This window comes from uncultured Campylobacter sp., assembly GCF_938045225.1.
Classification (GTDB): Bacteria; Campylobacterota; Campylobacteria; order Campylobacterales; family Campylobacteraceae; genus Campylobacter_A.
Genome location: NZ_CALINL010000035.1, coordinates 1 through 2,998 on the forward strand (window position 1 = coordinate 1; position 2,998 = coordinate 2,998).

Consider the following 2,998-nt stretch of genomic DNA (forward strand, 5'->3'; position numbering starts at 1 on the left):
GCGCTCGGGGAATAGTAAATTTTGTAAATTTATCTTTTTAGAGTCTTGGCCGAGCCCCGATTTTTCGCTTTTTGCGGCGGTTAAATTTAGCTCGCTTTCGGCTTTGAGGTTTGGTTTTTCGTCTTTTAAATTTGCTTCTTTCTCATCCTCGTTTTTTACCGCTTCTTTTATGATTTTAGAGTTTTGAGCCAAATTTTGTGCGTCTTGCGCCTTTGCATTGGCGTCTATTGGCTGAGACTTATTTTGCTCTTCTTGCACGGCGGCTAGTAGCTTATTTAGCGTATCTTTGGGTTCTGGCTCACTTGCGCTTATCGTCTCTTCGACCTTGTTTTTTAGCTCGCTAAATGCGAAATTTTTCTTTGGCGTTACTGGTTCAAAGAAATCTTTTTTCGCCAAACTCGGAAATTTCTCGCCCAGTTCGTCAGCCTGAGCTTGCGTAACTTTGATATTTTCTAGACCCAAATTTAGCTTATTTGCGATCTCTATTAGCTCGTTTAGATTTTTGGCTCCCCTTAGCTCGTTTAGTGTCGTTTCGCTTGAGAGTGCTTTGGCTAAGCGGTTTTCGAAATTTGGAAATTTGCTGATTTTTTCGCCGCCGCTAAGCATCTCTAAAATTTGCAAAAGCTGCATAAAAGTCGCGTTTTCAAACAAATTTTCCGCCGCTTCCTCGCCCAAAATTTCTTTTACGTCCGTGCTTTGGATAGGCGCTTTTGTTTGCTGATTTTGAGCTGTTTGGGCGGATAAATTTACGGCTTTTGCCATCTCTTTTAGATCTTTTTCGCTTAAATTTTCGCCCTTTTTCGCGGCCGCGTCTAGCACCATAGAGAGAAATTCGCCGTCTTCTTTACCGCCTTTTTGCGCGTTTTTGCTCTGTTTTTTCACGCCGCCTTTGATGCTCGCGTCAAATGATAAAATATCGTTTTGAGTAGTCTGCATAAAAACCCTTTGAAATTAACTTCTATAAACCATGCAAGAAACGTTCCAAAGTAGCTTTATTATTTTTATAAGGAAAATTTGGCTAAAATCAGCCCTATTTTAATAACGGAGAAAAATTTGGAAAAGATACGAAACATCGCCGTCATCGCTCACGTCGATCACGGCAAAACCACGATGGTTGACGAGCTTTTGAAACAATCGGGTACTTTTAACGAGCACCAAGCCGTCGGCGAACGCGTGATGGACAGCAACGACATCGAGCGCGAGCGCGGCATCACGATCCTCTCGAAAAACACCGCGATCCGCTACAAAGACACCAAGATCAACATCATCGACACCCCGGGCCACGCCGATTTTGGCGGCGAGGTAGAGCGCGTGCTAAAGATGGTAGACGGCGTTTTATTGCTCGTAGACGCACAAGAAGGCGTAATGCCGCAGACTAAATTCGTCGTGAAAAAGGCGCTCTCGCTCGGCCTTCGCCCGATCGTCGTCGTAAATAAAATCGACAAACCCGCGGCCGATCCGGACCGCGTGATAAACGAAATTTTCGACCTTTTCGTAGCGCTTGAGGCAAACGACGAGCAGCTAGAGTTCCCCGTCGTTTATGCAGCGGCTAGAAACGGCTACGCGAAGTTAAATTTGGCCGACGAAAACGTAAACATGCAGCCGCTTTTCGAGACGATCTTGTCTCACGTTCCGGCTCCTAGCGGCGATATAAACAATCCTTTACAGCTTCAGGTTTTCACGCTTGATTACGACAACTACGTCGGTAAAATCGGCATCGCTCGTATCTTTAACGGCAAAATTTCTAAAAACCAAAACGTGATGCTTGCTAAAGCCGACGGCACGAAAACGACGGGTAGGATTTCAAAACTCATCGGATTTTTGGGTCTTGAGCGCCGCGACATAGATGAGGCGCAAGTGGGCGATATCGTGGCGATAGCGGGCTTTGAGGCGCTGGACGTCGGCGATAGCGTCGTGGATCCAAACTCTCCTATGCCGCTTGATCCGCTAAAGATCGAGGAACCTACGCTTAGCGTCGTATTTAGCGTAAACGATAGTCCGCTAGCTGGCACCGAGGGCAAGCACGTAACATCAAACAAACTAGATGAACGTCTAGCCAGCGAGATGAAAACCAATATCGCGATGCGCTACGAAAACATCGGCGAGGGTAAATTTAAGGTTAGCGGACGCGGCGAGCTACAAATCACGATTTTGGCCGAAAACATGCGCCGCGAGGGCTTTGAGTTTTGCCTCGGACGTCCGGAAGTCATCATCAAAGAGATCGAGGGCGTGCGCTGCGAGCCATTTGAGCTACTAGTATGCGACGTGCCGGACGAGTTTAGCGGCACCGTGATCGAAAAACTCGGACGTAGAAAAGCCGAGATGGCCTCGATGAACCCTACCGGCGACGGACAGACGAGGATCGAGTTTGAGATCCCTGCACGCGGTCTTATCGGCTTTAGAAGCCAGTTTTTGACCGATACGAAGGGCGAGGGCATCATGAACCACAGCTTCCTCGAGTTTCGTCCGCTTATAGGCAGCGTCGAACACCGCAGTAACGGCGCTCTAGTGTCGATGGAAAACGGCGTAACGCTGGCGTATAGCCTCTGGAATCTACAAGATCGCGGCGTCCTTTTCGTCGATCCGCAAACCAAAACCTACGTGGGCATGATCATCGGCGAGCACAGCCGTCCAAACGATCTGGACGTAAACCCAATCAAAGGCAAAAACCTAACCAACGTGCGCGCTAGCGGCTCTGACGACGCTATCAAGCTCGTACCGCCTAGAAAGCTCAGCCTTGAGCGCGCTCTGGAGTGGATCGAGGAGGACGAGCTAGTTGAAGTCACGCCGACGAATATACGCGTGCGCAAACGCTATCTGGATCCGACCATACGCCGCAGAATGGCAAAAACAAAAGAGTAAATTTTATAAATTTAGCCTGCAAATTTGAGCTTCTTGCAGGCTAATTTTTGCTTCTTAGTTTTCTCGCAATATTTTACATCCGCTTTAAATCCGCTCAAATTTGACGTCAAATTTTAGTTTTAAGTATAAGAAAAAA

The 2,998-nt window shown here is 47.4% G+C and carries 1 protein-coding gene and 1 pseudogene; one reads left to right on the plus strand and one right to left on the minus strand.

The features are described 5' to 3' along the window. Positions 1-936: pseudogene (locus Q0200_RS02090) on the minus strand (flagellar hook-length control protein FliK); the annotation flags it as partial. Positions 937-1,053: 117 nt separating this feature from the next. Here Q0200_RS02090 and typA point away from each other — a divergent pair. After that, positions 1,054-2,862 carry a translational GTPase TypA gene (gene typA, locus Q0200_RS02095; RefSeq protein ID WP_297937151.1) on the plus strand — a complete coding sequence of 603 codons (1,809 nt, stop codon included), beginning with the start codon at positions 1,054-1,056 and terminating at the stop codon, positions 2,860-2,862. Positions 2,863-2,998: the final 136 nt, after the last annotated feature.